Raw genomic sequence first — 7,085 nt, 5'->3', positions numbered from 1 at the left:
TGATACTGCATAACGTCATGTGGGAAAGTAGGCCGCTGCCAAAAATTGCTCGGAAGCCCCCCTCGCCGCTCTCAGCGCAAGGGGGGCTTCTCGTATCCGCTCTATGCTGCCGCGCCTGCAAGACCCCCCAAGTCCGCGAATTCCCGAACCAGCCCTCCGCTTCCTTCATCCCTCCCTCCCTTCTTCACCTTGCCTTGAACCGGACAGGCTGGAAAACCCGCGCGCCTGCTTCTAAAACTGCCCAGGGAGCTTTTTTGCCGCTGGGGGGTATCCTCTCGGGCTTCTTCGCGCCTGCACGCCGCTTCCTTGACGCTATCTCGGGCGTATCCTGCCCACTTGTGCTTTGCCGCTTCCGGCACTAACTCTCTACAATAGAGACTGTTTGTCTCTTTCATCTTCAACTTCAAGGAGAACAGCCATGGGCAAGTTACGCATCGCGCAGTACGGCTGCGGTAAAATGGCTAAATATACCATGCGCTACGTGTATGAAAAGGGCGGAGAAATTGTAGCCGCCTTTGACGTCAATCCGGAAATTATCGGCAGGGATATCGGCGAGATCATGGGCGGCCCGGCCAGGGGCGTGAAGGTGCGTGACGCCGCCGAGGCGGATGCCGTGCTGGCCTCTCTCAAGCCTGACGCCTGCATTATCACTACCATGAGCCTGATGCGCGACATTCGCGACGCTCTGCTGGTCTGCGCCAGGAACGGCGTCAATGCGATTACCACCAATGAGGAAGCCATTTTCCCCATGAATTCCTCGCCCTCTCTGACCAGGGAGGTGGATGCCCTGGCGAAAAAGACCGGCTGCACTATCAGCGGCTCGGGCTATCAGGATGTTTTCTGGGGCAATCTTATCGCCACACTGGCCGGGGCCATGCACAAAATCAACAAGATCCGGGGCAGCTCCAGTTATAATGTGGAAGACTACGGCATCGCCCTGGCCAAAGCCCACGGCGCGGGCCTGAATCTGGCCGACTTTGAGAAGGAAATCGCGGCCGCGGACAATATTTCTCCGGCGGAGCGGCAAAAACTCATCGACCGGGGTGAATTTCTGCCCTCCTATATGTGGAACGTCAACGGCTGGCTGGCCGAGCGCCTGGGCCTGACCGTCAAAAGCCAGGTGCAGAAATGCGTTCCTCAGACCCATGACAAGGAATTGCATTCGGAAACCCTGGGCATGACCATTCCTGCGGGCTATGCGACGGGCATGTCCGCTGTGGTCACCACCGAGACAGAGGAGGGCGTGACCCTGGAAACCGAGTGCGTGGGCAAGGTCTACGCGCCCGAGGAATTTGACCGCAACGACTGGACCCTTTACGGCGAGCCGGACACGCAGGTGGTCATCAACCGCCCGTCCACGGTGGAATTGACCTGCGCTACCATCGTGAACCGTATCCCGGATCTGATCAATGCCGCTCCGGGCTATGTGACCACGGATCTGATGCCCGTCAACAGGTACAGGACCAAGCCGCTGGCCGCTTATCTTATCCGATGACGAGCAGCCCTGCCGTCCCGCGCCCCGTAAGCCGGGTGTGAGCCCTTGCGCCTGCAATCTGCCGCCGTGCCTCCCCAGTGGGGGCACGGGTTTCTTCATGGCGGCCGCCAATGCCGGGCCGTGAAGAGCCCCAACGTCAAAGCCCGGCCGTTCCAGCAGCCGGGCTTTGACGTTGCATCACGGGAACAGTCCGCAATGGTCTCGTGCCAACAGGCTCAGGCGGATGCGCCCACGAAATCCTCCGCGTTTTCCCACGGAATCTCCCGCACATCCTTCCCGCCCAGCCAGCACTGGCCCGGGCGCAGCGTCACGCTGAACAGACGGCCCTGGTCTTCCCGCGTCTTGGCTTGGTGATACTTGAAGAGCCAGCGTCGGTTTCCCACGGGACCGAGTATTTCTATCTTGCCTGTCTCGTGCGAGAGCACATAGCGGAATGCCTTGCCCAGGCCGTTCTGCATCTGCTTGGCTTCTTCCACGATAGAGTATGCATGCGCAATGGGCACCTGGAAGTTGTTTTTTACTCCGGTTACAGGGCGGCATTGAAAAACGTAGTAGGGCACGACGCCTCGGCGCACCAGTTCCTTCAGCAGCTTTCCCAGGGTCGGGCCGTGATCGTTGACGCCGTGCAGCAGCACGGTCTGATTGCGCACCATGACGCCGCATTCCTGCAGGGCGTCCAGAGCCCGCTGGGCCTGCGGGCTCAATTCGCGCGGGTGGTTGAACTGGGTCACGAGATAAAGGCGTTTTTGCGCGCCGTATTCCTTGAACAGATCCAGCAGCTTCTGATCCATGTAAATCCGCATGGGCAGAACCACCGGCGTGCGGCTGCAAATCCTGATGGCGTCCAGATGCTCCATGCCGCTCAACTCCTCCAGGTATTCATGGAGCACGGGCGTGGGGTTAAGCAGGGCGTCGCCGCCGGAGAGCAGAACATTGCTGATCTCGTGATGCTTGCGGATATATGCCAGGATCTTGTCGCGCCGAGGACGCGTTTCCCGGTCTTCACGACCCACCAGACGTTTGCGGAAGCAATGGCGGCAGTACATGGCGCAGGCATTGGTGGAAAGAACCAGCGCCGTCTGCCTGTACTTGTGCTGCAAACCGGTCAGCACCGTATTGGATGCTTCGCCGCTGGTATCGAGGCGTCCGCCCGGGTCAAGCTCGTCCAGGGCGGGAACGCACATCTTCCGTATGGGATCATGAGGATCTGATGGGTCGATCAGAGACAGATAATAGGGCGGAATCGAGAATGGAAACCGCTTGCTAATCCGTTGCAATTGCTCCAAATGCTCTTCACAGAAGAAGATGTGCTTTTGCAGTTGCTCGGCTGTCGTCATGTTTTCATTGAGCACATTCTGCCAGGGCATAGGCGCACCTCCTTTTTCGGATTGTAACACACATCTAACATACTGTGTGAATACAAGGCAAGATATTTTTGCATTGCTGTTTTTGCCGGTCCTGGGGCGCGCTGTGTTTCAAGATGAGAAAAATTTTCTTTACGTACCGTGCTTCCATGTAATGAATAATTAATTAACTGATATAGAATATAAAAATATTTATTTAGAGTCGGACCGCAGTGCCGGTGAATCCATTGCGCTGCGTTCGCGTCCCGACCGTCCCGCGTGAAGCGGCCGGTGGTTGGCCCGTTCCTTGCATATTTCCGGCAAAGGCCTCTCCGGCCTTGGGCAACGGCTTCGTCCCGTTTTGGCCAACAAGCCGCGGACAAAGGAGTTTTTTATGCAAGACGCGTTGTTTAGCGGGCTGTTCGGCGCGCTGACCACAGAACACCGCATGAACTTCATCGCCAATAATTTGGCGAACGTGAATACCCACGGCTACAAACGCGATACCCTGGCCTTCAAGGATACCATGGCCTCCTATGCGCATGACGAAATCCGCGAGCCGCTGATGAATCTGCGTTCCGACCCCCTGTTTCCCGAGCCCAAAAATGTGGCGCGACCGCGCGTCGCCGTGTCCCGAATCGATTTTTCCCAGGGCTCCATGCAGTTTACCGGTGATCCGCTGGATGTGGCCATCAACGGCGAAAACGCCTTTTTCCGGGTAACCACGCCCAACGGGGATTATTTGACGCGCAACGGGCATTTTCTGTTGTCCGGCGACGGCACGGTGATGACGCCCCAGGGCTACCCGCTCCAGGGAACGGGCGGCAATGTCGTCATCCCGGCGGGCACGCGCAATGTGCTCATCGGCGGCGACGGCCAGGTCATTGCCGACGGCGCGGTGGTCAACCAGATCGCGCTGATCAACGTGGACAATCCGCAGAACCTGGAAAAACTGGGCCATAACCTTTTCCGCCCGCGCGAAAAAGTGGCTGTGGCCGAGGGAGACGCCTACCTGGCCGGTGCGCGGCTGGAGCAGGGTTTTGCCGAAGCGGCCAACGTGCAGGTGGTGACGGAAATGGTCAATATGATAGAGGTGCAGCGTCAGTTTGAGGCCTACCAGAAGGTGATGCAGAGCTCGGACAGCCTGGACCGCGCAGCCAACGAAAAAATAGGGCGCCGCCAGGGCTAGCCCGCGCGCGGCCCTCCCGCGTGACTGAGAGAAGGAGAAATCCCCATGATGCGTTCCCTGTACACCGGCGCCACGGGCATGGTGGCCCAGCAGCTCAACATCGATGTCATTTCCAACAACCTGGCCAACGTCAACACCACGGGCTTCAAAAAAAGCCGGGCCGAGTTTGAGGATCTGATGTACCAGACCATGAAGATCGCCGGGTCCATTACCGAAGGCGACAACCGGCTGCCCGTGGGCATCCAGGTGGGCATGGGCGTGCGGCCCACGGCCGTGCACAAGTTCTTTACCCAGGGCGACTTCCAGAATACGGGCAACTCTCTGGATGTGGCCATTGAAGGCGACGGATTTTTCCAGGTGGATGTGAACGGCGAGCTGATGTATACCCGCGCCGGTTCCTTCAAGCTCAACCAGGACGGCACCGTGGTCACGGCCAACGGCTACATCCTGCAGCCGGAATTCGCCGTCCCGGCGGAAACCAAGAATGTTTCCATTTCCTCCACCGGGCATATCGCGGCCCTGGACAGCGAAGGCCAGGAAATCGCGGGCGCGGAGATCCCGCTTTATACCTTCATCAACCCGGCGGGTCTGGATGCTCGCGGCCGTAACCTCTACACGCCTACTGAAGCCTCGGGCGCGGAAACGGAAGGCGTGCCCGGCACGGACAATGTGGGCACCCTGGCCCAGGGCTTTCTGGAAATGTCCAATGTGGAAGTGGTGGACGAGATGGTCAACATGATCGTGGGCCAGCGCGCTTACGAGGTCAATTCCAAGGCCATTCAGACTTCGGACTCCATGCTGGGCATGGCAGTGCAGCTCAAGCGCAGTTAGAGCATTTCAATTTTGAAATGCTCTGACGCCGAACACGGTGAGGCGCGCCGCGAAGCGGCGTGGATTTCGGCGATGACCGCGTTTTTCGCCGGAATGAACTCTTTGGAACGCTACGCGTTTCAAAGGTAATTGATGGAGCGTAAGGGATGCGGAGCGGACGGCATATGCTTACCCGACAAGGGATTGCGGCGCGAGAACCGGCTGTAGCGCCGGTCCTGGCCGTGGTCCTGGCTTTGCTGTGCGCTCTGTGGCCCGCGCCGTTGCGGGCCTGGCCCCAGGGCGGCGTGCCGCAGGCCGTCTGGCAGGACAGCGAGCGCAACAACCGCCGCTCGCCTTCGCAGATCAAGCGCCAGTTGCGTCCGCCGCAGGTGCGCGCCGCCCAGTTGCCTCTGGCCGACGATGCCCAGGACCGGCGAGCGGCCAAAACCCGCGGGCTCATCGCGGCCAATGCCGCGCCTCTGGCGGCGCCCCCGGCGGCCGGAGACCAGTTGCCCATGCTGGAACAGGGCGACTGGCGGCTCAAGGTGGCTCCGGCGGCCGTGACCAATACCGACAGCGTGCTGCTGGGCGACATTGCCGCGCCTCTGGGCCATATGGACCCCGCGCTCTGGAGCGACCTTAAAAGCCGCCGGCTCTGGCCCGCGCCGCCGGAAGAGGGCAAGCCTCTCCAGATCAACCGCTCCCGCCTCTCGCAGGCCCTGCGCCAGAGCCTGGGCAATGAGCTGGCCGCGCGCTGCATTCTGCCCACTTCGCTGGTGATTCAGCGCGGCGGCCTGGTGTTTAGGGAAGACGACCTGCGTTCCTATGTCGTCAAAAGCCTGACGCCGCAACTGTCCGCCATGCCCGGCGAGGCGGAGCTGAACGAATTTCGTCTGCCGGACTATATTTTCCTGGCGCACAACCAGCAGCGGGTCCAGCTGGAGCCCGGCAAGCTCACGCCGGGCCGCGTGCCCCTGCGCTTCGCCGTGCAGGAGGCGGACGGCACGGTGCTGCGGCGGGTGTCCGGCACGGTCAACCTGACCCTCTGGATCACCGTGCCCGCGGCTTCCCGTCCCTTGGGCAAAGGCGACGCGCTGACGCCCGAAGCCGTGACCTTCATGCGCATCAACGCCGGCCAGCTGCGCGATCTGCCCTGGGACGGCCACGGCGGCCCCTGGCAGGTGACGCGCTCCCTGATCACGGGCGAACCCATCTTGCAGAGCGATCTTGTCAGCCAGCTTATGGTTCGGCGCGGCACGATACTGACCTTGATTTACGTGCGCGGCAATCTGCGCATGACCACCCAGGCGGAAGCCCTGGCGGACGGCGAGCCCGGCGCCACGATTCCGGTGCGGAATTTGCAGACCAAAAAGCAGATCTACGCTACCGTCAAAGACGGCAGTACGGTGGAGATACATTAGGCCGTCTCATCGCGGCTGAGAGGAGTGGAGCGTATGAAGACACAACTGATTGTCCCGGTCCTGGGGCTGGCTTTTCTGCTCTGCGCGGCCTGCGGAGGCGGCGCGCACAAGCGCCCGGCCCTGCAGCACCCGGTCACGCCGCCGCAGGAATACCGCCAGGAAACCAGCGGCCCGAACAATCCCGGCTCGCTCTTCGCCGCCAGCGAGGAGGATACTCTCTTCGCCGACAGCCGCGCCCGGCGCGTTGGCGACATCGTGGTGGTCAAACTGGTGGAAAACACCAAGGCCCAGAACAAGGCCGAAACAACGGCCAACAAGGACGGCTCCAACGACTACCAAGTCGCCGCCATGTTCGGCAAAAGCAAGACCGGCTTTGTGCCCCTGGTGGGCATCGGGCCGCAGGCCCGCGTGGGCACGCCGGTGCTGAATACCTCGTCGGTCAGCGACCTTTCGGCCACGGGCAAGACCAAGCGTGAAAATTACGTGACCACCTCCATGGCGGCCCGTGTCCTGCGCGTGCTGCCCGGCGGCCTGTTGCAGATCGAGGGCGCGCGCGAGATCCGGGTCAACGAGGAAACCGAGTATATGGTGGTGCGCGGCATGATCCGCGCCAAGGATGTGGATGCGGAAAACAGCGTCTATTCCACCCAGATCGCGGACGCGAGCATTGAATACTACGGGCGCGGCGTGCTGGCCGACAAGCAGAAGCCGGGCTGGTTTACGAGGCTGATGGACAACATCTGGCCCTTCTAGGAGTTTCTAAATCAGGGAGTTTTGCCCCCTGGGCCGCGACTGCCTGTTTTCTTGCCAGGGAACAAAAGTCATCC

6 protein-coding genes are annotated in these 7,085 nt (G+C 60.8%); 5 read left to right on the top strand and 1 reads right to left on the bottom strand.

What is annotated here, in order from left to right; genetic code table 11:
* The first annotated feature begins 418 nt into the window (after positions 1-418).
* Positions 419-1,495, top strand: a complete 1,077-nt coding sequence (locus KH208_RS14715; RefSeq protein WP_291437553.1) for a dihydrodipicolinate reductase — start codon at positions 419-421, stop codon at positions 1,493-1,495.
* Between the two features lie 215 nt (positions 1,496-1,710).
* On the opposite strand, the gene KH208_RS14710 is transcribed toward KH208_RS14715, so the two are convergent.
* The gene (locus tag KH208_RS14710; protein WP_291437551.1) at positions 1,711-2,862 is read right to left on the bottom strand and encodes a KamA family radical SAM protein; all 1,152 of its coding nucleotides are present in this window, start codon (positions 2,860-2,862) and stop codon (positions 1,711-1,713) included.
* 370 nt (positions 2,863-3,232) lie between these two features.
* On the opposite strand from KH208_RS14710, the gene KH208_RS14705 reads away from it, so the two are divergent.
* From KH208_RS14705 to KH208_RS14690, 4 genes are all read left to right on the top strand, one after another.
* Positions 3,233-4,027: a flagellar hook-basal body protein gene (locus KH208_RS14705; RefSeq protein ID WP_291437550.1), complete on the top strand. Its 795-nt coding sequence runs from the start codon at positions 3,233-3,235 to the stop codon at positions 4,025-4,027.
* Positions 4,028-4,072: 45 nt separating this feature from the next.
* Positions 4,073-4,858: a flagellar basal-body rod protein FlgG gene (gene flgG, locus KH208_RS14700; RefSeq protein ID WP_291437549.1), complete on the top strand. Its 786-nt coding sequence runs from the start codon at positions 4,073-4,075 to the stop codon at positions 4,856-4,858.
* A gap of 164 nt (positions 4,859-5,022) precedes the next feature.
* Positions 5,023-6,258 carry a flagellar basal body P-ring formation chaperone FlgA gene (flgA, locus tag KH208_RS14695; RefSeq protein ID WP_291437547.1) on the top strand — a complete coding sequence of 412 codons (1,236 nt, stop codon included), beginning with the start codon at positions 5,023-5,025 and terminating at the stop codon, positions 6,256-6,258.
* 33 nt (positions 6,259-6,291) lie between these two features.
* Complete coding sequence (locus tag KH208_RS14690; protein ID WP_008686210.1) at positions 6,292-7,011, top strand: flagellar basal body L-ring protein FlgH; 720 nt, start codon at positions 6,292-6,294, stop codon at positions 7,009-7,011.
* Positions 7,012-7,085: the final 74 nt, after the last annotated feature.

It is taken from the genome of Desulfovibrio sp., from assembly GCF_018379785.1.
Taxonomy (GTDB): domain Bacteria; phylum Desulfobacterota; class Desulfovibrionia; order Desulfovibrionales; family Desulfovibrionaceae; genus Desulfovibrio.
The sequence above is the reverse complement of the archived record's forward strand: the minus strand, read 5'-3'. Positions and strand labels throughout refer to the sequence as shown.